General features: G+C 71.4%; 22 protein-coding genes and 1 pseudogene. 22 read left to right on the top strand and 1 reads right to left on the bottom strand.

The features are described 5' to 3' along the window. The 8 genes and pseudogenes from JYK17_RS18905 to nusB form a co-directional block, all read left to right on the top strand. Positions 1-139: pseudogene (locus JYK17_RS18905) on the top strand (shikimate dehydrogenase); the annotation flags it as partial. A gap of 205 nt (positions 140-344) precedes the next feature. After that, positions 345-1529, top strand: a complete 1185-nt coding sequence (gene aroC, locus JYK17_RS18910) for a chorismate synthase (RefSeq protein ID WP_108011380.1) — start codon at positions 345-347, stop codon at positions 1527-1529. A gap of 32 nt (positions 1530-1561) precedes the next feature. Continuing rightward, the gene (locus tag JYK17_RS18915) at positions 1562-2044 is read left to right on the top strand and encodes a shikimate kinase (RefSeq protein WP_222810877.1); all 483 of its coding nucleotides are present in this window, start codon (positions 1562-1564) and stop codon (positions 2042-2044) included. Continuing rightward, positions 2041-3132, top strand: coding sequence for a 3-dehydroquinate synthase (gene aroB, locus JYK17_RS18920; RefSeq protein ID WP_128803599.1), 1092 nt, complete (start codon positions 2041-2043; stop codon positions 3130-3132). The genes JYK17_RS18915 and aroB overlap by 4 nt, the downstream gene beginning before the upstream one ends. Positions 3133-3317: 185 nt before the next feature. Then, the gene (locus JYK17_RS18925; protein ID WP_108011371.1) at positions 3318-4202 is read left to right on the top strand and encodes a Pro-rich N-terminal domain-containing protein; all 885 of its coding nucleotides are present in this window, start codon (positions 3318-3320) and stop codon (positions 4200-4202) included. Between the two features lie 65 nt (positions 4203-4267). After that, a complete protein-coding gene (locus tag JYK17_RS18930; protein ID WP_108011369.1) occupies positions 4268-5374 on the top strand; it encodes an aminopeptidase P family protein in 1107 nt (368 codons plus the stop codon). Positions 5375-5432: 58 nt separating this feature from the next. Further along, positions 5433-5999 carry an elongation factor P gene (gene efp, locus JYK17_RS18935; protein ID WP_037742222.1) on the top strand — a complete coding sequence of 189 codons (567 nt, stop codon included), beginning with the start codon at positions 5433-5435 and terminating at the stop codon, positions 5997-5999. A 2-nt stretch (positions 6000-6001) separates the two neighbouring features. Beyond that, on the top strand, positions 6002-6436 hold the full coding sequence (nusB, locus tag JYK17_RS18940; RefSeq protein ID WP_108011366.1) for a transcription antitermination factor NusB: 435 nt from the start codon (positions 6002-6004) through the stop codon (positions 6434-6436). Positions 6437-6672: 236 nt separating this feature from the next. On the opposite strand, the gene bldD is transcribed toward nusB, so the two are convergent. After that, a complete protein-coding gene (gene bldD / locus JYK17_RS18945; protein ID WP_016434222.1) occupies positions 6673-7173 on the bottom strand; it encodes a transcriptional regulator BldD in 501 nt (166 codons plus the stop codon). A gap of 253 nt (positions 7174-7426) precedes the next feature. On the opposite strand from bldD, the gene pyrR reads away from it, so the two are divergent. The 14 genes from pyrR (at position 7427) to JYK17_RS19015 (ending at position 24112) form a co-directional block, all read left to right on the top strand. Further along, complete coding sequence (pyrR, locus tag JYK17_RS18950) at positions 7427-7984, top strand: bifunctional pyr operon transcriptional regulator/uracil phosphoribosyltransferase PyrR (protein WP_108011363.1); 558 nt, start codon at positions 7427-7429, stop codon at positions 7982-7984. 83 nt (positions 7985-8067) lie between these two features. Then, positions 8068-9048, top strand: a complete 981-nt coding sequence (locus tag JYK17_RS18955; RefSeq protein ID WP_108011361.1) for an aspartate carbamoyltransferase catalytic subunit — start codon at positions 8068-8070, stop codon at positions 9046-9048. 5 nt (positions 9049-9053) lie between these two features. Beyond that, positions 9054-10340 carry a dihydroorotase gene (locus JYK17_RS18960; protein WP_222810863.1) on the top strand — a complete coding sequence of 429 codons (1287 nt, stop codon included), beginning with the start codon at positions 9054-9056 and terminating at the stop codon, positions 10338-10340. Continuing rightward, positions 10337-10903, top strand: a complete 567-nt coding sequence (locus tag JYK17_RS18965) for a PH-like domain-containing protein (RefSeq protein WP_108011356.1) — start codon at positions 10337-10339, stop codon at positions 10901-10903. Before JYK17_RS18960 ends, JYK17_RS18965 begins: the two co-directional genes overlap by 4 nt. Continuing rightward, positions 10900-12066, top strand: coding sequence for a glutamine-hydrolyzing carbamoyl-phosphate synthase small subunit (gene carA / locus JYK17_RS18970; protein ID WP_222810864.1), 1167 nt, complete (start codon positions 10900-10902; stop codon positions 12064-12066). Before JYK17_RS18965 ends, carA begins: the two co-directional genes overlap by 4 nt. Beyond that, entirely contained in the window at positions 12059-15367 is a 3309-nt protein-coding gene (gene carB, locus JYK17_RS18975; RefSeq protein WP_108011349.1) for a carbamoyl-phosphate synthase large subunit, read from the top strand. Before carA ends, carB begins: the two co-directional genes overlap by 8 nt. A gap of 88 nt (positions 15368-15455) precedes the next feature. Then, the gene (locus JYK17_RS18980) at positions 15456-16562 is read left to right on the top strand and encodes a quinone-dependent dihydroorotate dehydrogenase (RefSeq protein ID WP_108011346.1); all 1107 of its coding nucleotides are present in this window, start codon (positions 15456-15458) and stop codon (positions 16560-16562) included. Next, on the top strand, positions 16559-17404 hold the full coding sequence (gene pyrF / locus JYK17_RS18985) for an orotidine-5'-phosphate decarboxylase (RefSeq protein WP_108011344.1): 846 nt from the start codon (positions 16559-16561) through the stop codon (positions 17402-17404). The genes JYK17_RS18980 and pyrF overlap by 4 nt, the downstream gene beginning before the upstream one ends. Positions 17405-17737: 333 nt before the next feature. Then, positions 17738-18061, top strand: a complete 324-nt coding sequence (locus JYK17_RS18990) for an integration host factor (protein WP_003977346.1) — start codon at positions 17738-17740, stop codon at positions 18059-18061. 59 nt (positions 18062-18120) lie between these two features. Next, positions 18121-18714 (top strand): guanylate kinase, encoded by a 594-nt coding sequence (gene gmk / locus JYK17_RS18995; RefSeq protein WP_222810865.1) that lies wholly within the window; start codon positions 18121-18123, stop codon positions 18712-18714. Positions 18715-18767: 53 nt separating this feature from the next. After that, complete coding sequence (gene rpoZ / locus JYK17_RS19000; protein ID WP_003977348.1) at positions 18768-19040, top strand: DNA-directed RNA polymerase subunit omega; 273 nt, start codon at positions 18768-18770, stop codon at positions 19038-19040. A 100-nt stretch (positions 19041-19140) separates the two neighbouring features. Next, the gene (gene coaBC, locus JYK17_RS19005) at positions 19141-20343 is read left to right on the top strand and encodes a bifunctional phosphopantothenoylcysteine decarboxylase/phosphopantothenate--cysteine ligase CoaBC (RefSeq protein WP_108011339.1); all 1203 of its coding nucleotides are present in this window, start codon (positions 19141-19143) and stop codon (positions 20341-20343) included. 240 nt (positions 20344-20583) lie between these two features. Continuing rightward, the gene (gene metK, locus JYK17_RS19010) at positions 20584-21792 is read left to right on the top strand and encodes a methionine adenosyltransferase (RefSeq protein ID WP_108011336.1); all 1209 of its coding nucleotides are present in this window, start codon (positions 20584-20586) and stop codon (positions 21790-21792) included. A gap of 166 nt (positions 21793-21958) precedes the next feature. Continuing rightward, positions 21959-24112 (top strand): primosomal protein N', encoded by a 2154-nt coding sequence (locus JYK17_RS19015; protein ID WP_108011333.1) that lies wholly within the window; start codon positions 21959-21961, stop codon positions 24110-24112. Positions 24113-24115 lie beyond the last annotated feature (3 nt).

A 24115-nucleotide genomic window follows, 5' to 3' on the forward strand; every position in this document is an offset into this window, starting at 1 on the left:
CGCCTGGGAGGCGCGCGGCGGGCAGGCGCTCGGTGGCCTCGACCTGCTGGTGCACCAGGCCGTCTTTCAGTTCCGGCAGTTCACCGGCGATCCGCGCTCCCCGCTGGCCGCGATGCGCGAGGCCGCGCAACAGCGCTGACCCGCCCGTCTCGCCTTGGCCTCTGTCAGGCTCCGCTCCCGCCCGTCAGCCCCGTGTCCGTCTGCCGGACCGGGAGCAGAGGTGCCCCGCGGACGTGGGAGGATCGGAGGTGGCGGGCCGGGGCCGCGCACCTGGTCGCGCCGTCGCCGTGCGCGAGGACGTGCGTACGCAGGCAGTACCAGGGCGCGAGCACTGAGGAGCACCGTTGAGCAGGTTGCGCTGGCTGACCGCGGGGGAGTCCCACGGTCCCGCACTCGTGGCGACGCTGGAGGGCCTTCCCGCCGGTGTGCCGATCACCACGGAGATGGTGGCGGACCATCTGGCCCGGCGCCGGCTCGGCTATGGACGCGGTGCGCGCATGAAGTTCGAGCGCGACGAGGTGACCTTCATCGGCGGTGTCCGGCACGGTCTGACCCTGGGTTCCCCGGTCGCGATCATGGTGGGCAACACGGAGTGGCCCAAGTGGGAGCAGGTCATGGCGGCCGATCCGGTCGACCCGGAGATCCTGGCCGGGCTGGCGCGCAACGCGCCGCTGACCCGTCCGCGTCCCGGTCACGCCGATCTCGCGGGCATGCAGAAGTACGGCTTCGACGAGGCGCGGCCGATCCTGGAGCGTGCGTCGGCGCGTGAGACGGCGGCGCGGGTGGCGCTGGGCGCGGTGGCGCGGTCGTATCTGAAGGAGACGGCCGGTATCGAGATCGTCAGCCATGTGGTGGAGCTGTGCTCGGTGAAGGCCCCGGCGGGGGTGTACCCGACGCCGGCGGATGTGGCGCGGCTGGACGAGGACCCGCTGCGCTGCCTGGACGCGGACGCGTCGAAGGCGATGGTGGCGGAGGTCGACCAGGCCCACAAGGACGGCGACACCCTGGGTGGTGTCGTCGAGGTGCTCGCCTACGACGTGCCGGTGGGCCTGGGCTCGCACGTGCACTGGGACCGCAAGCTGGACGCCCGGCTGGCGGGGGCGCTGATGGGCATTCAGGCGATCAAGGGTGTGGAGATCGGGGACGGTTTCGGGCTGGCGCGGGTGCCGGGGTCGAAGGCGCACGACGAGATCGTGAACACGCCGGAGGGCATCCGGCGGGTGTCGGGGCGTGCCGGTGGCACCGAGGGCGGGCTGTCCACGGGTGAGCTGCTGCGGGTGCGGGCGGCGATGAAGCCGATCGCGACGGTGCCGCGGGCGCTGCAGACGGTGGACGTGGCCACGGGCGAGGCGACGCAGGCGCACCACCAGCGCTCGGACGTGTCGGCGGTTCCGGCCGCGGGCATCGTCGCCGAGGCGATGGTGGCGCTGGTGCTGGCGGACGCGGTGGCGGAGAAGTTCGGCGGCGACAGCGTCGCCGAGACCCGCCGCAATGTGCGCTCCTACCTCGACAACCTGGTCGTCCGGTGACCGCGGTGACCGCGATCGTGCTGGTCGGCCCGATGGGCGTGGGCAAGTCCACGGTCGGGCGGCTGCTCGCCGAGCGGCTCGGCGCCGGATATCGCGACACGGACGACGACATCGTGGCCGAACAGGGCCGCACGATCGCGGAGATCTTTGTCGACGAGGGCGAGTCGGCCTTCCGCGCGATGGAGAAGGCCGCCGTGCGCAAGGCGCTCGCCGAGCACGACGGCATCCTGGCGCTGGGCGGCGGCGCGATCCTGGACCCGGACACGCGCGCGCTGCTGGCCGGTGCGCGGGTCGTCTATCTCTCGATGGACGTCGAGGAGGCGGTCAAGCGCACCGGGCTGAACACCGCGCGCCCACTGCTCGCGGTCAACCCGCGCAAGCAGTGGCGGGAGCTGATGGAGGCCCGGCGCGCGCTGTACGAGGAGGTCGCCACCGCGGTCGTGGCCACCGACGGCCGTACGCCCGAAGAGGTTGTCCAAGTCGCCCTGGACGCACTGGAGTTGAAAGAAGCATGAGCGAGGCAGTCACCCGGATCCAGGTCGGCGGCAGCGCGGGCAGCGACCCCTACGAGGTCCTGGTCGGCCGTCAACTCCTGGGCGAACTGCCCGGGTTGGTGGGGGAGAAGGCCCGGCGCATCGCGGTGATCCACCCCGAGGCGCTCGCCGAGACCGGTGACGCGCTGCGCGCCGATCTGGCCGAGCAGGGCTTCGAGGCCGTCGCCATCCAGGTGCCCAACGCCGAGGAGGCCAAGACCGCCGAGGTCGCCGCCTACTGCTGGAAGGCGCTGGGGCAGTCCGGCTTCACCCGCTCCGACGTCATCGTGGGCGTCGGCGGCGGCGCGACCACGGATCTGGCCGGCTTCGTCGCCGCGACCTGGCTGCGCGGGGTGCGCTGGATCGCCGTACCGACCACCGTCCTCGCGATGGTGGACGCGGCGGTCGGCGGCAAGACCGGCATCAACACCGCCGAGGGCAAGAACCTGGTCGGCGCCTTCCATCCGCCGGCCGGAGTGCTGTGCGACCTGGCGGCGCTGGACTCCCTGCCGGTCAACGACTACGTCTCCGGGCTCGCCGAGATCATCAAGGCCGGCTTCATCGCCGACCCGGTGATCCTGGAGCTGATCGAGGCGGACCCGCAGGCGGCCCGCACCCCGGCGGGACCGCACACCGCCGAGCTCATCGAGCGCTCGATCCGGGTCAAGGCCGAGGTCGTCTCCTCCGACCTGAAGGAGTCGGGCCTCAGGGAGATCCTCAACTACGGCCACACGCTCGGCCATGCGATCGAGAAGAACGAGCGCTACAAGTGGCGGCACGGCGCCGCGGTCTCCGTCGGCATGCACTTCGCCGCCGAACTCGGGCGCCTCGCGGGCCGGTTGGACGACGCCACGGCCGACCGCCACCGCACCGTCCTGGAATCGGTCGGCCTGCCGCTGCACTACCGCCACGACCAGTGGCCCAAGCTGCTGGAGACGATGAAGGTCGACAAGAAGTCCCGCGGCAACCTGCTGCGCTTCATCGTCCTGGACGGACTGGCCAAGCCCACCGTCCTGGAGGGCCCCGACCCCGCCGTGCTGCTGGCCGCGTACGGCGAAGTGGGGGAGTAAGTACTCCGGAGCGTCATCCGTCCGATTTGCCTTGCGAGGCTGGGCACTTCGGGCCTTCCCCGGCCGTTCACCAAACGACGGCCGGGGAAGGTACCGTTCGGTAGGGAGCGGGATCAGCCCCCGCTCCCGGCGTCGATTGCCTGCGGCGACACCGCGCCCACGAGAACGAGACGGAGTGGCACCGGATGCAGCACGCAGTGGGTCCTCCGCTGCCGCCGCCCCATCAGCCGGGGCACGGACCGGCCGCCGGCTGGTCGCCGGCCGCACATCACCCGGGTCCGCATCAGGCGGACCCGCAGCACGGCCCGGCCCCCGTTCCTCAGCCGCCCCCGCCGCCCTCGGCCCCCGGCCATCCCTCGGCACCGGGCCACCCCTCGGCGCCGGCCGGGCCCGCGGCTCAGCACGCCCCCGTTCCGCCGCCCCCGGAGACCACGGGCCATGTCCCGCTGCCGCCCGGCGGCCCGGTCGCCATGCCCAGCGCACCGCCCGCCACGGCGGTGCCGGACGCGACGGGCACGACCCTCGCGGTGCTGCTCATCGGCCCCGCGGGCGCCGGAAAGACGAGCGTCGCCAAGTACTGGGCGGACCACCGCCGGGTGCCCACCGCCCACATCAGCCTCGACGACGTACGGGAATGGGTCCGCTCGGGCTTCGCCGACCCCCAGTCGGGGTGGAACGACCACTCGGAGGCGCAGTACCGCCTCGCCCGCCGCACCTGCGGCTTCGCCGCCCGCAACTTCCTGGCCAACGGCATCTCCTGCATCCTGGACGACGCCGTCTTCCCCGACCGCCCGGTCGTCGGCCTCGGCGGCTGGAAGCGCCATGTGGGCCCCGGCCTCCTGCCGGTCGTCCTGCTCCCCGGCCTGGAGATCGTCCTGGAGCGCAACGCGGAACGCTCCGGCAACCGCCGCCTCACCGACGAGGAGGTCGCCCGCATCCACGGCCGTATGGCGGGCTGGTACGGCTCGGGACTGCCGATCATCGACAACTCCCAGCTGGACGTGCCCTCGACGGCCCGTGTCCTGGACGACGTACTGGCGCGGTCGATCGCGAGCCCGCCCGCCTGGTAGCGCCCGTCCCCCGAACGGCACCCTCCCAACCGGCACAAAACGCCCACCGCTCCTACGCTCGTGTCATGTCAGAGGTGTACGCCACCCGCCGCAGGCGGCTTCGGGAACAGTGCCAGGCGAGCGGCAGCGCAGCGGCGCTGATCTCCCGCCCCGCCAATGTCCGCTACCTCGCGGGCACGGCCCCGCGGGGCGCCGTCCTGCTCCTGGGCAAGGCCGACGACGTGCTGCTGTGCGCCGGTCCGCCGGACGACCGCCTCGCGGAGGGCAGGCCGGACGACCTGCTGCGGGTGCAGACGCTGCCCGGCACCGCGGGCGATCCCGCGGTCGCCGCGGCCGACCTCGCCGAGGCCGGGCGCGCCGACACCCTCGCCGTGGAGGAGCACCACCTCACCGTGGCCCGCCACCGCGCCATCCGCTCGGTCGTCCCGCGGCTGCGCCTGACCGACCTCGGGGGAGTGGTCGAGCAGCTGAGGGTGGTCAAGGACGAGGAGGAGATCTCCTGTCTGCGCATCGGCGCAGAGATCGCCGACCAGGCCCTGGGCGAACTCCTGGAGTCCATCCTGGTCGGCCGCACCGAGCGGCACCTCGCCCTCGAACTGGAGCGCCGCCTGGTCGACCACGGCGCCGACGGACCCGCCTTCCCGACCTCCGTCGCCACCGGCCCCAACGCGGGGCGCCGCGGCCACCGGCCCACCGACCGCCGGGTCGAGGAGGGCGACTTCCTCTCCGTCTGCCTGGGCGCCGCCTACCGCGGCTACCGCTGCGAGATCGGCCGCACCTTCGTCATCGGCACCTCCCCCGCGGACTGGCAGATCGAGCTCTACGACCTCGTCTTCGCCGCCCAGCGCGCCGGACGGGAGAATCTGGTGCCCGGCGCGGCCTGCCGCGACGTCGACCGCGCCGCACGTCAGGTGCTGGACTCCGCGGGGCACGCGGAGGGACTGCCGCCCCTGACGGGGCACGGTGTGGGACTCGAAATCGACGAGGACCCGCTATTGGCCCCTGCGGCCATGGGTAAACTGGACGCTTGCGTGCCGGTCACCGTCGAACCGGGGGTCCACCTCCCGGGCCGGGGCGGCGTCCGGATCGATGACACGCTCGTCGTCCGCCCCGAGGCGGACGGCGGACCCGAGCTACTCACCATCACGACCAAGGAGCTGCTCGCGCTCTAGCTCTCGGCTATGCGCGTGCGCCGGGGTCGTCCACGTCAGTCCAGGAGATTCCGCAACCGTGGCTTCCACGAACGACCTCAAGAACGGCCTGGTGCTCAAGCTCGAAGGCGGCCAGCTCTGGTCCGTCGTCGAGTTCCAGCACGTCAAGCCCGGCAAGGGCCCTGCCTTCGTGCGCACCAAGCTCAAGAACGTGCTCTCCGGCAAGGTGGTCGACAAGACCTTCAACGCCGGCGTCAAGGTCGAGACGGCCACTGTCGACAAGCGCGACATGCAGTTCTCGTACATGGACGGTGAGTACTTCGTCTTCATGGACATGGAGACCTACGACCAGCTGATGGTGGACCGCAAGGCCGTCGGCGACGCCGCCAACTTCCTGATCGAGGGCTTCACGGCCACCGTCGCGCAGCACGAGGGCGAGGTGCTCTTCGTCGAGCTGCCGGCCGCCGTCGAGCTCGTCGTCCAGGAGACCGAGCCGGGCGTCCAGGGCGACCGCTCCACCGGCGGCACCAAGCCCGCCACCCTGGAGACCGGTCACCAGATCCAGGTCCCGCTCTTCATCACCACCGGCGAGAAGATCAAGGTCGACACCCGTACCAGCGACTACCTCGGCCGGGTGAACAGCTAACCGTGGCTGCCCGCAACACGGCCCGCAAGCGCGCCTTCCAGATCCTCTTCGAGGGCGACCAGCGCGACGCCGATGTCCAGACGGTCCTCGCGGACTGGATCCGGCTCTCCCGGGACGACACCCGCCAGCCGCCGGTGAGCGAGTACACCATGCAGCTGGTCGAGGGGTACGCCAAGCACGCCCGGCGCATCGACGACCTCATCGCGCAGTACGCGGTCGGCTGGACGCTGGACCGGATGCCGGTGGTGGACCGCAACGTCCTGCGTCTCGGCGCCTACGAGCTGATCTGGGTCGACGAGACCCCGGACGCCGTCGTGCTGGACGAGATGGTGCAGCTGGCGAAGGAGTTCTCCACGGACGAGTCGCCGGCGTTCGTCAACGGTCTGCTGGGCCGGTTCAAGGAGCTGAAGCCCTCGCTGCGCCGGGACGAGGCGTAGGAGACTGGTCTTTCTCGCAGGCCTCGCAGGCCTCGCAGGCCTCGTGGAAGCCACCTGCAGAGCCACGTATCGCCAGGGGGCCCGCAGCGCGACTGCTGCGGGCCCCCTGGCGTCCCCCGGCGTGTGCCGCCGTCTCCCGGTGCCCGCGAGGCCCCCGAAGCCCGCAGAAAGCCGCCGGGGTGGCCGGAACCATGAAGTTCCGGCCACCCCGGCGGCACGTTTCTGCGCTGTGGGCGTCAGGCGTCCTCGTGGACGACCGCGCGGCGTGCGTCCGCGTCCAGCACACCCCAGCTGATCAGCTGCTCGGTCAGGACCGAGGGGGACTGGTCGTAGATGACGGCGAGTGTGCGCAGGTCGTCCTGGCGGATCGACAGCACCTTGCCGTTGTAGTCACCGCGCTGGGACTGGATCGTCGCCGCGTAGCGCTGGAGGGGGCCCGCCTTCTCGGCCGGCACCGTGGCCAGCCGCTCCAGGTCGAGGACCAGCTTCGGCGGCGGCTCGGCGGCACCGCCCGGGGTGGTGCCCGGGAGCAGCTCCTGGACCGGGACCCCATAGAAATCCGCCAGCTCGGCAAGGCGCTGCACGGTCACGGCTCGGTCGCCGCGCTCGTACGATCCGACCACGACCGCCTTCCAGCGTCCCTGGCTCTTCTCCTCGACACCGTGGAGGGAAAGGCCCTGCTGGGTGCGGATGGCCCGGAGCTTGGCCCCGAGCTGTTTGGCGTATTCGCTGGACATATAGCTCCCCGGACACTGTGTCGGCGCAGCTCGAGGGGTTCCGAGCCGCGCGTCTCGTAACTCACTGTGAGGTTACGCAGCGTGACTCTCGCGCGTCAAGCCGAATGGTCCACACCGACTCTTCCGTGACAGCGGTGGCCGGTTACGCCAGGGGGGTGATCCGGGGCGTCCGACGGGCCTGCTACCGTGGATGGCGCAAATCCGACGTCCTTTAAGGTCCGTCCCGTGAGGCGGAGAAGGGGGTCCGTTTCGTATGGACATGCAAGCGTCCGATGCCCGGCCCGTGCTCGAAGGGCCCGACATCGCGCGGGTGTTGACCCGCATCGCCCACGAGATCGTCGAGCGCGCCAAGGGCGCCGACGACGTGGTGCTCCTCGGCATTCCCACCCGAGGTGTCTTCCTCGCCCAGCGGCTCGCCGCGAAGCTCGAGGAGATCACCGACCGGAAGATCCCGGTCGGCTCGCTCGACATCACCATGTACCGCGACGACCTGCGCATGCACCCGCCGCGTGCGCTGGCCCGCACGGAGATCCCCGGTGACGGCATCGACGGCCGGCTGGTCGTCCTCGTCGACGACGTGCTCTTCTCCGGCCGCACCGTCCGCGCCGCCCTCGACGCCCTGAACGACGTCGGGCGCCCGCGCGCGGTCCAGCTCGCGGTCCTGGTCGACCGCGGCCACCGCGAACTGCCCATCCGCGCCGACTACGTCGGCAAGAACCTCCCCACGTCGCTGCGGGAGACGGTCAAGGTCCTGCTCGCCGAGGAGGACGGTCGCGACACCGTGCTGCTCGGTGTGAAGCCGACCCAGTAGCAGACCGAGGGGCGTGCCGTCCTTCGGCGTGCCCCGGTCTGCCCGGAATCTCCCCGACCGAACTGCCTTACGGAGCCTGACAGATGCAGCGTCATCTCATCTCGGCCGCCGACCTCACCCGCGACGACGCCGTCCTGATCCTCGACACCGCCGAGGAGATGGCCCGGGTCGCCGACCGGCCGATCAAGAAACTGCCGACCCTGCGCGGCCGTACCGTCGTCAACCTCTTCTTCGAGGACTCCACGCGCACGCGGATCTCCTTCGAGGCCGCCGAGAAGCGGCTGTCCGCGGACGTCATCAACTTCACCGCCAAGGGCTCCAGCGTCTCCAAGGGCGAGTCCCTGAAGGACACCGCGCAGACCCTGGAGGCCATGGGCGTCGATGCCGTGGTCATCCGGCACGGCGCCTCCGGAGCCCCGTACCGCCTGGCCAACTCCGGCTGGATCGACGCCGCCGTCATCAACGCCGGTGACGGCACGCACCAGCACCCCACGCAGGCCCTGCTCGACGCCTTCACCATGCGCCGCCGCCTGGTCGGCCGGGACGCCGGTCTCGGCCAGGACCTGTCCGGCAAGCGCATCACGCTCGTCGGCGACGTCCTGCACAGCCGGGTCGCGCGCTCCAACGTCGATCTGCTGCACACCCTCGGCGCCGAGGTCACCCTCGTCGCGCCGCCCACCCTGGTGCCGGTCGGCGTCGAGACCTGGCCCTGCGAGGTGTCGTACGACCTCGACGCCGTACTGCCCAAGTCCGACGCCGTGATGATGCTGCGCGTGCAGCGCGAGCGGATGAACGCCGCGTTCTTCCCGACCGAGCGCGAGTACTCGCGGCGCTACGGCCTCGACGGCGACCGCATGGCGCGGATGCCCGAGCACGCCATCGTGATGCACCCCGGCCCGATGGTCCGCGGCATGGAGATCACCGCCGAGGTCGCCGACTCCGACCGCTGCACCGTCGTCGAGCAGGTCGCAAACGGAGTCTCCATCCGGATGGCCGTTCTGTACCTGCTGCTCGGTGGCAACGAGCCCGCCGTCACCCACGCCCGCACCACCGAGGAGAAGTAAGACACATGAGCAAGATCCTGATCCGTGGTGCGAAGGTGCTCGGCGGCGAGGTGCAGGACGTCCTGATCGACGGCGCGACGATCGCCGAGGTGGGCTCCGGACTGAGCGCCGACGGCGCCGAGGTCGTCGAGGCCGCCGGCAAGGTGCTGCTGCCGGGCCTGGTCGACCTGCACACGCATCTGCGCGAGCCGGGCCGCGAGGACTCCGAGACGGTGCTGACCGGCACCCGCGCGGCCGCCTCCGGCGGCTACACGTCCGTCTTCGCCATGGCCAACACCTTCCCCGTGGCCGACACCGCCGGCGTGGTCGAGCAGGTCTACCGGCTCGGGCAGGAGCACGGCTACTGCGACGTGCAGCCCATCGGCGCCGTCACCGTCGGCCTGGAGGGCAGGAAGCTCGCCGAGCTCGGCGCCATGCACGAGTCCGCCGCCGGCGTCACCGTTTTCTCCGACGACGGCAAGTGTGTCGACGACGCCGTGATCATGCGCCGGGCGCTGGAGTACGTGAAGGCCTTCGGCGGCGTCGTCGCCCAGCACGCCCAGGAGCCGCGGCTGACCGAGGGCGCCCAGATGAACGAGGGCGTCGTCTCCGCCGAGCTGGGGCTCGGCGGCTGGCCGTCGGTGGCCGAGGAATCGATCATCGCCCGGGACGTCCTGCTCGCCGAGCACGTCGGCTCCCGCGTGCACATCTGCCATCTGTCGACCGCCGGGTCCGTCGAGATCGTCCGCTGGGCCAAGTCCCGCGGCATCGACGTCACCGCCGAGGTCACCCCGCACCACCTGCTGCTCACCGACGAGCTGGTGCGCACCTACAACCCGGTCTACAAGGTCAACCCGCCGCTGCGCACCGAACGCGACGTGCTGGCTCTGCGCGAGGCGCTCGCCGACGGCACCATCGACATCGTCGCCACCGACCACGCCCCGCACCCGCACGAGGACAAGGACTGCGAGTGGGCCGCGGCCGCCATGGGGATGGTGGGCCTGGAGACCGCCCTGTCGGTGGTGCAGGAGACCATGGTGGACACCGGGCTCCTCACCTGGGCCGGGGTCGCCGAGCGGATGTCCGTCAAGCCCGCCGAGATCGGACAGGCGAAGGGGCACGGGCGTCCCGTCTCGGCCGGTGAGCCCGCCAACCTCACACTCGTCGACACGGCATACCGTGGGTCGGTGGACCCCGCGGGCTTCGCCTCGCGCAGCCGGAACACCCCGTACGAAGGGCGTGAGCTGCCCGGCCGAGTGACGCACACGTGGCTGCGGGGCAAGGCCACGCTCGTCGACGGGAAGCTCACGTGACACCTCTGCATCTGACGTATCAGGCCGCCGCGAAGCAGTCGGCCGAGGTCACCGACTGGGCCGCCCGGGTCGGCTGGCTGGTCGGCCTCCTCCTGTTCGTCGCGCTCGTCTACTGGCTGATGCGCGAGGGCTGGAAGTGGCGCGGCACGCTCCAGGGAGACGTGCCCGAACTGTTTACCTCGCCGGACGAGCCCGGCGAGGCGAAACTGACCATGAGCGGGCGTTACCACGGCTCCACCACGGCCGGTCAGTGGCTGGACCGCATCGTGGCGCACGGCCTGGGCACCCGCAGCCGGGTCGAGCTCACGCTGACGGACACGGGACTGGACGTCGTACGCCCCGGCGCGAGCGACTTCTTCGTCCCCCTCGCGCAGCTGCGCGAGGCCCGGCTCGACAAGGGCATCGCCGGCAAGGTGCTGACGGAGGGCGGACTGCTCGTGGTGACCTGGCAGCACGGCGAGCGACTGATCGACTCGGGCTTCCGCTCCGACCACGCCGCCGAGCACACCGAGTGGGTCGAGACCCTGAACCACATGATCAACAAGACGGAAGGCGCACGATGACAACCTCCACCAGGGGAACCGCCGCTCGCAGGCACGCGGCTCCCGCCGTACTCGTCCTGGAGGACGGCCGGATCTTCCGCGGCCGTGCCTACGGGGCCGTGGGGGTGACCTTCGGCGAGGCGGTCTTCTCGACCGGCATGACCGGCTACCAGGAGACCCTGACCGACCCGTCGTACCACCGCCAGGTCGTCGTGATGACCTCCCCGCACGTCGGCAACACCGGCGTCAACGACGAGGACCCGGAGAGCAGGCGGATCTGGGTCGCCGGCTACGTCGTGCGCGACCCCGCGCGCGTGCCGTCCAACTGGCGCTCCCGGCGCTCGCTGGACGAGGAGCTGCGCGAGCAGGGCGTCGTCGGCATCTCGGGCATCGACACGCGCGCGCTGACGCGCCATCTGCGCGAGCGCGGCGCCATGCGCGTCGGCATCTTCTCCGGCAACGCGCTGCCCGACGAGGGCACCATGCTCGCCGAGGTCCGCCAGGCCCCCGAGATGAAGGGCGCCGACCTCGCCGCAGAGGTCGCCACCAAGGAGGCCTACGTCGTCCCGGCCATCGGCGAGAAGAAGTTCACCGTGGCCGCCGTCGACCTCGGCATCAAGGGCATGACCCCGCACCGTATGGCCGAGCGCGGCATCGAGGTGCACGTGCTCCCGGCCACCGCCACCGTCGAGGACGTCTACGCCGTCGGCCCCGACGGGGTCTTCTTCTCCAACGGACCCGGCGACCCGGCCACGGCCGACCACCCCGTCTCCGTGATGCGGGCGGTCCTGGAGCGCGGCACCCCGCTCTTCGGCATCTGCTTCGGCAACCAGATCCTCGGGCGGGCGCTCGGCTTCGGCACGTACAAGCTCAAGTACGGCCACCGCGGCATCAACCAGCCCGTGCAGGACCGCACGACCGGCAAGGTCGAGGTCACCGCGCACAACCACGGCTTCGCCGTCGACGCCCCGCTCGACCGGGTCTCCGAGACGCCGTACGGCCGCGCGGAGGTCTCCCACGTCTGCCTGAACGACAACGTGGTGGAGGGGCTGCAGCTCCTCGACCGCCCGGCCTTCAGCGTCCAGTACCACCCCGAAGCGGCAGCGGGCCCGCACGACGCCGCCTACCTGTTCGACCGCTTCACGTCTTTGATGAGCACAGCTCTGGAGGGCCAGCGTGCCTAAGCGCACCGATATCCAGTCCGTCCTGGTCATCGGCTCCGGCCCGATCGTCATCGGCCAGGCCGCCGAGTTCGACTACTCCGGCACGCAGGCGTGCCGCATCCTGCGCGCCGAGGGCCTCAGGGTCGTCCTGGTCAACTCCAACCCGGCGACGATCATGACCGACCCGGAGATCGCCGACGCCACGTACGTCGAGCCGATCACCCCGGAGTTCGTCGAGAAGATCATCGCCAAGGAGCGCCCCGACGCGCTGCTGCCCACCCTGGGCGGTCAGACGGCCCTCAACACGGCCATCTCGCTGCACCAGGCGGGCACGCTGGAGAAGTACGGCGTCGAGCTGATCGGCGCCAACGTCGAGGCCATCAACAAGGGCGAGGACCGCGACCTGTTCAAGGAGGTCGTCGAGGCCGTACGCCGGAAGATCGGGCACGGCGAGTCCGCCCGCTCGGTCATCTGCCACTCCATGGACGACGTCCTGGCCGGCGTCGAGACGCTAGGCGGCTACCCGGTCGTCGTCCGCCCCTCCTTCACGATGGGCGGCGCCGGCTCCGGCTTCGCCCACGACGAGGAGGAGCTGCGCCGCATCGCGGGCCAGGGCCTGACCCTGTCTCCCACCACCGAGGTGCTCCTGGAGGAGTCCATCCTCGGCTGGAAGGAGTACGAGCTGGAGCTGATGCGCGACAAGCACGACAACGTCGTGGTCGTCTGCTCCATCGAGAACTTCGACCCGATGGGCGTGCACACCGGCGACTCGATCACCGTCGCCCCGGCGATGACGCTGACCGACCGCGAGTACCAGATCCTGCGCGACATCGGCATCGCCGTGATCCGCGAGGTCGGCGTCGACACCGGCGGCTGCAACATCCAGTTCGCGGTGAACCCGGAGGACGGCCGGGTCATCGTCATCGAGATGAACCCGCGCGTGTCGCGCTCCTCGGCGCTCGCCTCCAAGGCGACCGGCTTTCCCATCGCCAAGATCGCGGCCAAGCTCGCCGTCGGATACACCCTCGACGAGATCCCGAACGACATCACGCAGGAGACGCCGGCCTCCTTCGAGCCGACGCTCGACTACGTGGTCGTCAAGGCCCCGCGGTTCGCCTTCGAGAAGTTCCCCTCCGCCGACTCCACCCTCACCACCACCATGAAGTCGGTCGGCGAGGCCATGGCCATCGGCCGCAACTTCACCGAGGCCTTCCAGAAGGCGCTTCGCTCGCTGGAGAGGAAGGGCAGCCAGTTCACCTTCGTGGGCGAGCCCGGCGACAAGGCCGCCCTTCTGGAGGAGGCGGTCCGCCCGACCGACGGCCGCATCAACACGGTCATGCGGGCCATCCGCGCCGGTGCCACACAGGAGGAGGTCTTCGACTACACGAAGATCGACCCCTGGTTCGTCGATCAGCTCTTCCTGATCAAGGAGATCGCCGACGAACTCGCCGAGGCCCCCGAGCTGACGCCGGACCTGCTGGGCGAGGCCAAGCGGCACGGCTTCTCCGACACCCAGATCGCCGAGATCCGCGGCCTGCGCGAGGACGTCGTCCGCGAGGTGCGGCACGCGCTCGGCATCCGCCCGGTCTACAAGACGGTCGACACCTGCGCCGCCGAGTTCGCCGCGAGGACGCCGTACTTCTACTCCTCCTACGACGAGGAGAGCGAGGTCGCGCCCCGCGAGAAGCCCGCGGTGATCATCCTGGGCTCCGGCCCCAACCGCATCGGCCAGGGCATCGAGTTCGACTACTCCTGCGTCCACGCCTCCTTCGCGCTGAGCGACGCCGGGTACGAGACCGTGATGGTCAACTGCAACCCGGAGACCGTCTCCACGGACTACGACACCTCCGACCGCCTGTACTTCGAGCCGCTGACGCTCGAGGACGTGCTGGAGATCGTGCACGCCGAGCGGCAGGCCGGTCCGGTGGCGGGCGTGGTGGTCCAGCTGGGCGGCCAGACCCCGCTGGGCCTCGCGCAGGCGCTGAAGGACAACGGCGTGCCGATCGTGGGCACCTCCCCGGAGGCCATCCACGCGGCCGAGGACCGGGGCGCGTTCGGCCGCGTCCTCGCCGAGGCGGGCCTGCCGGCCCCCAAGCACGGCACCGCCACCACCTTCGCCGGTGCCAAGGCCATCGCCGACGAGATCGGCTACCCGGTCCTGGTGCGGCCCTCGTACGTCCTCGGCGGGCGCGGCATGGAGATCGTCTACGACGAGACCCGGCTGGAGTCCTACATCGCCGAGTCGACCGAGATCAGCCCCTCCCGGCCGGTCCTGGTCGACCGCTTCCTCGACGACGCGATCGAGATCGACGTCGACGCCCTCTACGACGGCCACGAGCTCTACCTCGGCGGCGTCATGGAGCACATCGAGGAGGCCGGCATCCACTCCGGCGACTCGGCGTGCGCGCTGCCCCCGATCACGCTCGGCGGCTTCGACATCAAGCGGCTGCGGGCGTCCACGGAGGCCATCGCCCGCGGCGTGGGCGTGCGCGGCCTGATCAACATCCAGTTCGCGATGGCCGGCGACATCCTCTACGTCCTGGAGGCCAACCCTCGCGCGTCGCGCACCGTCCCCTTCACCTCGAAGGCGACCGCGGTGCCGCTGGCGAAGGCCGCCGCCCGCATCTCGCTGGGCGCGACCGTCGCGGAGCTGCGTGTCGAGGGCCTGCTCCCGGCCAACGGCGACGGCGGCGAACTGCCGCTGGACGCGCCGATCTCCGTCAAGGAGGCCGTGATGCCGTGGTCGCGCTTCCGCGACATCCACGGCCGCGGCGTCGACACCGTCCTCGGCCCGGAGATGCGCTCCACCGGTGAGGTCATGGGCATCGACTCGGTCTTCGGCACGGCGTACGCCAAGTCGCAGGCGGGTGCCTACGGCCCGCTGCCCACCAAGGGCCGTGCGTTCATCTCGGTCGCCAACCGTGACAAGCGCTCGATGATCTTCCCGGCCCGCGAGCTGGTCGCCCACGGCTTCGAGCTGCTCGCCACCTCCGGCACCGCAGAGGTCCTCAAGCGCAACGGCATCAACGCCACGGTCGTGCGCAAGCAGTCCGAGGGCCCCGGCCCGAACGGCGAGAAGACCATCGTCCAGTACATCCACGACGGAGAGGTCGACCTCATCGTCAACACCCCGTACGGCACCGGCGGCCGCCTGGACGGCTACGAGATCCGTACGGCGGCCGTGGCGCGGTCGGTCCCGTGCCTGACGACGGTCCAGGCGCTCGCCGCCGCCGTCCAGGGCATCGACGCCCTCAACCACGGTGACGTGGGCGTCCGTTCGCTCCAGGAACACGCGGAACACCTGACCGCGGCCCGCGACTAGCAGCCGACGAGGGGGACATCGGAAACGGTGTCCCCCTCTGTGTCCCCATACGGAAGGGGGCACAGAGGACACAGAGGACTCATCCGAGATGTACAAGCTCTTCTTCCGCCTGGTCTTCCGGCGCATGGACCCCGAGCAGGCGCATTACCTCGCCTTCCGCTGGATCCGCCTCGCCGTCCGCCTCCCCGTGCTGCGCACCTTCGTCGCCGCCGCGCTCGCGCCGCGCCACAAGGAGTTGCGCACCGAGGCGTTCGGGCTGCGTATGCACGGTCCCTTCGGGCTCGCCGCCGGCTTCGACAAGAACGCGGTCGCCATCGACGGCATGTCGATGCTGGGCTTCGACCACGTCGAGATCGGCACCGTGACCGGGCAGGCGCAGCCCGGCAACCCCAAGAAGCGGCTGTTCCGGCTCGTGAAGGACCGCGCGCTGATCAACCGCATGGGCTTCAACAACGAGGGCTCGCTGGCCGTGGCGGCCCGCCTGGCGTCCCGTGAGCCGGTCTTCAGGACAGTCGTGGGCGTCAACATCGGCAAGACCAAGGTCGTCCCGGAGGACGAGGCCGCCGCGGACTACGTGAAGTCGACCGAGCGCCTGGCGCCGTACGCCGACTACCTGGTCGTGAACGTCTCCTCGCCGAACACGCCCGGCCTGCGCAATCTGCAGGCCACGGAGGCGCTGCGCCCGCTGCTGAGCGCCGTCCGCGAGGCCGCCGACCGTACGGTGACCGGCCGCCGCGTCCCGCTGCTGGTGAAGATCGCGCCGGACCTCGCCGACGAGGACGTGGACGCCGTCGCCGACCTCGCTGTGGAACTCGGCCTGGACGGGATCATCGCCACGAACACCACCATCGCGCGCGAGGGACTCGGTTTGACATCCGAACCTTCCCTCGTCAAGGAGGCCGGCGGACTGTCCGGCGCGCCCCTGAAGGCCCGCTCCCTGGAGGTGCTGCGTCGCCTCTACGCGCGCGTGGGCGACCGCATCACCCTGGTGGGCGTCGGCGGCATCGAGAACGCCGAGGACGCCTGGCAGCGCATCCTGGCCGGCGCCACCCTGGTTCAGGGCTACAGCGCCTTCATCTACGAGGGCCCCTTCTGGGCCCGCGCCGTCCACAAGGGCCTCGCCGCTCGCCTGCGCACCAGCCCGTACGCCACCCTCGCCGACGCGGTCGGCGCCGACACGAGGAAGTCCGCATGACTGTCCTGGAACCCTTCGGCACCCGTCTGCGCCACGCCATGGACGAGCGCGGTCCGTTGTGCGTCGGCATCGATCCGCACGCCTCGCTGCTCGCCGAGTGGGGCCTGAACGACGACGTCGCCGGTCTGGAGCGGTTCAGCCGCACGGTCGTCGAGGCGGTGGCCGACCGGGTCGCCGTGCTGAAGCCGCAGAGCGCGTTCTTCGAGCGCTTCGGGTCGCGCGGCATCGCCGTACTGGAGAAGACGGTCGAGCAGGCGCGGGCGGCCGGCGCGCTGGTCGTGATGGACGCCAAGCGCGGCGACATCGGCTCGACCATGACCGCGTACGCCGAGACCTTCCTGCACAAGGACTCCCCGCTCCTCTCGGACGCGCTCACCGTCTCGCCCTACCTCGGCTACGGCTCGCTCTCCCCGGCCGTCGCCCTCGCCCGGGAGAGCGGCACGGGCCTGTTCGTGCTCGCGCTGACCTCCAACCCGGAGGGCGGCGAGGTACAGCACGCGGTGCGCGCGGACGGGCGCAGCGTCGGAGCGACGATGCTGGCGCACCTCGCCGCCGAGAACGCGGGCGAGCAGCCGCTGGGCTCCTTCGGGGCGGTCGTCGGCGCCACCCTGGGCGATCTGTCGACGTACGACCTGGACATCAACGGGCCGCTCCTGGCGCCCGGCATCGGCGCCCAGGGAGCCACCGCGGCCGACCTTCCCGGCGTCTTCGGCGCGGCGGTGCGCAATGTGGTGCCGAATGTCAGCCGGGGGGTGCTGCGGCACGGTCCGGACGCCGGGGCGCTGCGCTCGGCCGCGGACCGTTTCGCGGAGGAGATCCGGGTCGCCGTCGCGGCCGTGTGAGGTCTTCGTGACGGCCCTCCGCGGCCGTCACGATCGCCCTCGTGGGCGTTCCGGCCGGTCGAGCGAGTCCTCCGACGAGTGGCCGGACGGGTGTTCTAGGAACCTCTTGAGCCTGGATACATGCTCAAATCCGGGGCAGTATGTCCTCAATGTCCGACCTGGCGGAGGCTGACCAGGACTTTTCCGCTGTTCTCGCTGACTCTGGCGGACTTGCCCGCTAGTCTCCGACGAGAGTCAACGGGCAAGCGTGTTGCTCGTGGCTCCCCAGGTGTGGGGCGACTAGGTTCCTCACCGGTCCGTATCCGACAGTTCGACATCCGAGGTGACGTAGGCGTGGCTCTTCCGCCCCTTACCCCTGAACAGCGCGCAGCCGCGCTCGAAAAGGCCGCCGCGGCTCGCCGGGAGCGGGCCGAGGTCAAGAATCGACTCAAGCACTCCGGCGCCTCCCTGCACGAGGTCATCAAGCAGGGCCAGGAGAACGACGTCATCGGCAAGATGAAGGTCTCCGCGCTGCTCGAGTCCCTGCCTGGCGTGGGCAAGGTCCGCGCCAAGCAGATCATGGAGCGACTCGGCATCTCCGAGAGCCGCCGTGTGCGCGGCCTCGGTTCCAACCAGATCGCCTCCCTGGAGCGTGAGTTCGGCAGCACCGGCTCCTGAGTCCGGGTTCCCGGGACCGGGCGTCCCGGGCACTTGGGGATTGCTGGAATAATCGCTGCATGGCTGCAACATCCCGGGGGACGACCCCCGAGCCCCCGGACGCACGTCCGCGGCTGACCGTGCTCTCCGGCCCCTCCGGGGTCGGCAAGAGCACGGTCGTCGCGCATATGCGCAAGGAACACCCCGAGGTCTGGCTCTCGGTGTCGGCGACGACCCGCAGGCCCCGCCCCGGTGAGAAGCACGGTGTCCACTACTTCTTCGTCACCGACGAGGAGATGGACAAGCTGATCGCCAACGGCGAGCTGCTGGAGTGGGCGGAGTTCGCGGGCAATCGCTACGGCACGCCGCGTGCGGCCGTGCTGGAGCACCTGGAGTCCGGCGTGCCGGTCCTGCTGGAGATCGACCTCCAGGGCGCCCGGCAGGTCCGCGAGACCATGCCCGAGGGCCGGCTGGTGTTCCTGGCTCCGCCCTCCTGGGAGGAGCTGGTGCGCAGGCTCACCGGGCGGGGCACCGAGCCGCCCGAGGTGATCGAGCGCCGCCTCGACGCGGCGAAGGTCGAGCTGGCGGCCGAGCCCGAGTTCGACGTGACCCTGGTCAACACCTCCGTCGAGGACGTGGCTCGCGAGCTGCTAGCCTTGATGGATGTCCTGTGATCACGAGTGATGTGATCGCAACCGATCTTTTCCCATCCATCGGAAGGTAGAGCGTGTCCTCTTCCATCTCCGCGCCCGAGGGCATCATCAACCCGCCGATCGACGAGCTCCTCGAGGCCACCGACTCGAAGTACAGCCTCGTGATCTACGCGGCCAAGCGTGCCCGCCAGATCAACGCGTACTACTCGCAGCTCGGCGAGGGCCTCCTCGAGTACGTCGGTCCGCTCGTCGACACCCACGTCCACGAGAAGCCGCTCTCGATCGCCCTGCGCGAGATCAACGCGGGTCTGCTGACGTCCGAGGCCATCGAGGGCCCGGCGCAGTAGTACTTTCGTATCGCATTCGGTTTTTCCACAGGCCCGGCAGCGCGACTGTCGGGCCTGTGGTGTGTCATGGAGTCCGTACGTCCGACGAAGGGGAGGCCCGGTGGACAAGCCGAAGGTCGTGCTGGGAGTCAGCGGTGGGATCGCCGCCTACAAGGCCTGCGAGCTGCTGCGCAGGCTGACGGAGTCGGGACACGAGGTGCGCGTCGTGCCGACCGCCTCCGCCCTGCACTTCGTGGGCGCCGCGACCTGGTCCGCCCTGTCCGGCCACCCCGTCTCCACCGAGGTCTGGGACGACGTCCACGAGGTCCCGCACGTCCGCATCGGCCAGCACGCCGATCTGGTCGTCGTCGCTCCGGCGACCGCGGACGTCCTCGCGAAGGCCGCCCACGGTCTCGCCGACGACCTGCTCACCAACACGCTCCTGACCGCCCGCTGCCCGGTCGTCTTCGCGCCCGCCATGCACACGGAGATGTGGGAGCACCCGGCCACCCAGGAGAACGTGGCGACGCTGCGCCGCCGCGGCGCCGTCGTCATCGAACCCGCCGTCGGCCGGCTGACCGGCGTCGACACCGGCAAGGGCCGGCTGCCCGACCCGGCCGAGATCTACGCCGTCTGCCGCCGCGTGCTCGACCGCGGCGTCACCGAGCCCGACCTCAGAGGCCGGCACGTCGTCGTGAGCGCGGGCGGCACGCGCGAGCCCCTCGACCCCGTGCGCTTCCTCGGCAACCGCTCCTCCGGCAAGCAGGGCTACGCGCTTGCCCGCACCGCCGCGGCGCGCGGCGCCCGGGTCACGCTCGTCGCCGCGAACACCGGACTGCCCGACCCGGCGGGCGTGGACGTCGTCCCCGTCGGCACGGCCGTGCAGCTGCGCGAGGCGGTCCTGAAGGCCGCCGCGGACGCCGACGCCGTCGTCATGGCGGCCGCGGTCGCGGACTTCCGCCCCGCTGCCTATGCGGCCGGGAAGATCAAGAAGAAGGACGACAAGGAGCCCGACCCGATCGTCCTCGTGCGCAATCCGGACGTCCTCGCGGAGATCTCGGCGGAGCGCGCCAGGGCCGGTCAGGTGATTGTCGGCTTCGCCGCCGAGACCGACGACGTCCTGGCCAACGGCCGGGCGAAGCTGGAGCGAAAGGGCTGTGACCTTCTGGTGGTGAACGAGGTGGGGGAGCGCAAGACCTTCGGCTCCGAGGAGAACGAGGCGGTGGTGCTGGGAGCCGACGGCACCGAGACCCCGGTCGCCCACGGCCCCAAGGACCACCTGGCCGAAACGGTCTGGGACCTGGTGGCGCAGCGCCTGGGCTGACCGTTTCAGCCGCCTCCCGGACCTCTCGAACCACTGCCACACAGGTGTGGCGCCCCTGGCCAAGCGACCAGAGGATTGGGCAGAATGCCCGTGCCCCAGGTCACAGCACTCCCGAGAGGCGAGACAGGGAGGCCGATCGCAGGGCACGACCGATAAACTGTTCTCGGACGATGCCGGGCGCAGCCCCCGGGCCCGTCCGCCAATGATCAGCCAGCAGCCGCTGCAACCCCAGGGAGCGTTGTGTCCCGTCGCCTGTTCACCTCGGAGTCCGTGACCGAGGGTCACCCCGACAAGATCGCTGACCAGATCAGCGACACCATTCTCGACGCGCTTCTGCGCGAGGACCCGACCTCCCGGGTCGCGGTCGAGACCCTGATCACGACCGGCCTGGTCCATGTCGCCGGTGAGGTCACCACCAAGACGTACGCGGACATCGCGACGCTGGTGCGCAACAAGATCCTCGAGATCGGCTACGACTCCTCCAAGAAGGGCTTCGACGGCGCCTCCTGCGGTGTCTCGGTGTCCATCGGCGCGCAGTCGCCGGACATCGCCCAGGGTGTCGACACCGCGTACGAGTCGCGGGTCGAGGGCGACGAGGACGAGCTGGACCGCCAGGGCGCCGGCGACCAGGGCCTGATGTTCGGCTACGCGACGGACGAGACGCCCACCCTCATGCCGCTGCCGATCTTCCTGGCGCACCGTCTGTCGAGCCGCCTGTCCGAGGTCCGCAAGAACGGCACCATCCCCTACCTGCGCCCCGACGGCAAGACGCAGGTCACCATCGAGTACGACGGCGACAAGGCCGTCCGCCTCGACACCGTCGTCGTCTCCTCGCAGCACGCGAGCGACATCGACCTGGAGTCCCTGCTCGCCCCCGACATCCGCGAGTTCGTGGTGGAGCCGGAGCTGAAGGCGCTCCTGGACGAGGGCATCAAGCTGGACACGGAGAACTACCGCCTCCTGGTCAACCCCACCGGCCGCTTCGAGATCGGCGGCCCGATGGGCGACGCCGGCCTCACCGGCCGCAAGATCATCATCGACACCTACGGCGGCATGGCCCGCCACGGCGGCGGCGCCTTCTCCGGCAAGGACCCGTCCAAGGTGGACCGCTCCGCCGCGTACGCGATGCGCTGGGTCGCGAAGAACGTGGTCGCCGCGGGCCTCGCCTCCCGCTGCGAGGTCCAGGTCGCGTACGCCATCGGCAAGGCCGAGCCGGTCGGTCTCTTCGTCGAGACCTTCGGCACCGCCAAGATCGACACCGAGAAGATCGAGAAGGCCATCGACGAGGTCTTCGACCTCCGCCCGGCCGCGATCATCCGCGACCTCGACCTGCTCCGCCCGATCTACGCCCAGACCGCGGCCTACGGCCACTTCGGCCGTGAGATCCCCGACTTCACCTGGGAGAACACGGACCGGGTGGACGCCCTGCGCAAGGCCGTGGGTCTGTAGTCCCTGCCGCAAGGCGGTCGGTCCGTAGTTTCTGCGACGTGCCGAGAGGCCCGGTTCCCCTTCAGCGGGGAGCCGGGCCTCGGCGCGTTCACGGCAGCGAGCGTCCCGTCGCCGGTCGGGAACGCGGGCGCGCGGCACTGTCAGTGGGCTTTGCAAGAATGCAGGGGTGAGCAGCGAGGACGGGCCGGTGGACGGTGGGGCCGAGGGGGCGCCGCCCGAGCAGCTTGCGCTGATCCGGGAGAGCGTGCGCAAGGCCCAGGTGCCGAGGGCCAAGCCGCGGACGTGGCGGGGGGCCGCGCTGGCCGAGGAGCTGCCGGTGGCGCGCGTCCTGGTCGACAAGGGCGTACTGCATCTCGACCGGTACTTCGACTACGCCGTGCCGCAGGAGCTGGACGCCGACGCCCGGCCCGGGGTACGGGTGCGGGTGCGGTTCGGGGCCGGACGGCACCGGGTGCGCGACGGGCGGCGTGAGGGCGGCGGGCTCATCGACGGGTTCCTCGTCGAGCGGCTCGCGGAGTCCGACTACTCGGGGCCGCTCGCGGCGCTGGCCCAGGTCGTCTCGCCGGAGCCGGTGCTGAGCGAGGAACTGCTGGGGCTCGCGCGGGCGGTGGCCGATCGGTACGCGGGCAGCCTCGCCGACGTGCTGCAGCTCGCGGTGCCGCCGCGCAGCGCGCGTGCCGAGCAGCGCCCCTCGCCCGAGCCGCTGCCGCCGCCGGGGGCGCCCGAGGCGGGGTCCTGGGATCGGTACGAGCGAGGGGCCGGCTTTCTTCAGTCGCTGGCGTCCGGGGGCGCGCCGCGAGCGGTGTGGAACGCGCTGCCCGGGCCCGAGTGGAGCGACGAGCTGGCGCGTGCCGTGGCCGCGACCCTGGCCTCAGGACGCGGTGCGCTCGTCGTGCTGCCCGACGGTCGGGCGGTCGCGCGGGTCGACGCCGCGCTGACCGGGCTGCTGGGGGAGGGGCGGCATGCGGTGCTGACCGCGGAGGCCGGACCCGAGAAGCGCTACCGCGAGTGGCTCGCGGTGCGGCGCGGATCCGTGCGGGCCGTCATCGGGACCCGGGCCGCGATGTTCGCCCCGGTGCAGAACCTCGGCCTCGTCGCCATCTGGGACGACGGGGACGACAGCCACAGCGAGCAGCACGCCCCCCAGCCCCATGCGAGAGAGGTGCTGCTGCTGCGGGCGGCGCTCGACAAGTGCGCCTTCCTGCTGGGGAGCTGGAGCTGCACCGTGGAGGCCGCGCAGCTCGTCGAGAGCGGCTGGGCCCGGCCGCTCGTCGCCGTTCGCGAGCAGGTGCGGGGCGCCGCTCCGCTGGTCCGGACCGTCGGTGACGGCGACCTCGCCCGGGACGAGGCCGCCCGGGCCGCCCGGCTGCCGACGCTCGCCTGGCAGGCCGTCAGGGAGGGCCTGCGGCACGGCCCGGTGCTCGTACAGGTCCCGAGGCGGGGCTACGTCCCCCGGATGGCCTGCGCCAACTGCCGAGCTCCCGCGCGCTGTCGGCACTGCTCGGGGCCGCTTCAGGCGCAGGAGTCGGGGGCAGACCTGCGGTGCGGGTGGTGCGGGCGCGCGGAGGCGGCCTGGCACTGTCCGGAGTGCGGGGCGCACCGGCTGCGGGCACAGGTCGTGGGGGCGCGGCGGACCGCCGAGGAACTGGGGCGGGCGTTTCCCGCCGTCGCCGTACGGACCTCCGGGCGCGAGCATGTGCTCGACACCGTGCCGGGCGCGCCCGCGCTGGTCGTGAGCACCCCGGGGGCCGAGCCCGTCGCCGAGGGCGGTTATGCGGCGGCCCTGCTGCTGGACGGCTGGGCCATGCTCGGACGGCCCGATCTGCGGGCCGGTGAGGACGCGCTGCGCCGATGGATGGCGGCCGCCGCGCTCGTGCGTCCGCAGAGCGCCGGAGGGACCGTGGTCGTCGTCGCCGAGCCGACACTGCGGCCGGTGCAGGCGCTGGTGCGCTGGGATCCCGTCGGACACGCGGTGCGGGAACTCGCCGAACGGGCCGAGCTGGGCTTCCCACCGGTGTCCCGGATGGCGGCGGTGTCCGGACCGGGGGAGGCCGTCACCGACTTCCTGCGCACGGTCCAACTGCCGGGCGACGCCGAGGTACTGGGCCCCGTACCCCTACCGGTCACCACAGCGGGCCGACCTCGTCGGGCGGGCGCGCCACCCCCCGGCGAGCACTGGGAGCGCGCCCTGATCCGGGTACCACCGGGGAGCGGCGCCGCGCTGGCTTCGGCCCTGAAGTCCGCCCAGGCGGCACGGATGGCGCGGGGGCCGGGGGAGTTGGCGGTGCGGGTGCGGGTTGATCCGCCGGATATCGGGTGAAGT

Source organism: Streptomyces plumbidurans (assembly GCF_019857225.1).
GTDB classification, from domain to species: Bacteria; Actinomycetota; Actinomycetes; order Streptomycetales; family Streptomycetaceae; genus Streptomyces; species Streptomyces plumbidurans.